Annotated in this window: 1 protein-coding gene; it reads left to right on the top strand. The window is 68.2% G+C overall.

Annotated elements, in window-relative coordinates; all coding sequences use genetic code 11:
- Nucleotides 1–121: 121 nt before the first annotated feature.
- Nucleotides 122–1,070, top strand: a 949-nt coding sequence (locus ACZ4Z2_RS37325; protein WP_468082232.1) for an IS481 family transposase, incomplete at its 3' end; no start/stop codon positions are given.

The raw sequence follows: 1,070 nt of genomic DNA, 5'->3' as shown, positions 1-1,070 counted from the left end.
CTAGGTGTTCTGTCCACGGAGGTTCGTGACGCAAGTCTCGGCTGAAGGATCTTGAAACGGGTGAGGGCCTTCTGGCCTGGTGTGGATTGCGACATCTGCACCGGCGACCAGAGAGGCCCTCATGCCCCACCGTAATGCACCCCTGACCGAGACAGGCCGTCTGCGCCTGGCCCGCTGCGTCGTGGAGGACGGCTGGACGCTGCGGCGGGCCGCCGAACGTTTCCAGGTCTCCACGACCACGGCCCAGCGGTGGGCCGACCGTTATCGGCAACTCGGCGAGGCCGGGATGTCCGACCGATCCTCCCGGCCGCACTCCAGCCCCCGCCGGACCCCGACGCGTACAGAACGCCGGATCATCAAGGTCCGCCTCGCGCGTCGGTGGGGCCCGGCCCGCATAGCTCATCTGCTCCGTCTGGTGCCCTCGACCGTGCACCGGGTACTGACCCGCTTCGGCCTCGCCCGCCTCACGCACCTGGACCGCACCACCGGCCGGGTCATACGCCGCTACGAACGCGAACGGCCCGGCGAACTGGTGCACGTGGACATCAAGAAGCTCGGCAACATCCCCGACGGCGGCGGCCACAAGACCCTGGGCCGGCAGGCAGGCCGCAAGAACCGCCAGAACGCCGGCTACAGCTACCTCCACACCGCCGTCGACGACCACTCCCGCCTGACCTACAGCGAGATCCTCACCGACGAGAAGAAGGAGACGGCGACCGCCTTCTGGACCCGGGCCCAGGCGTTCTTCACCCAGGCCGGGATCACCGTCGAGCGGGTACTGACCGACAACGGATCCTGCTACCGCTCACGCGACTGGCGCGATCTGCTGGCAGCGGCCGGAATCACCCACAAGCGAACCCGGCCCTACCGGCCGCAGACCAACGGCAAGGTCGAACGGTTCAACCGCACCCTGCTCGACGAGTGGGCCTACGCCCACCCCTACCGCTCCGAACAGGAACGACGCGACACCTTCCCCGGCTGGCTGCACACCTACAATCACCACCGCGGACACACCGCGCTGAAGGGCCAACCACCCGCCAGCCGCGTCCCCAACCTCTCAGGGCAATACA

Source organism: Streptomyces sp. NPDC030183 (assembly GCF_055573455.1).
The sequence above is the reverse complement of the archived record's forward strand: the minus strand, read 5'-3'. Positions and strand labels throughout refer to the sequence as shown.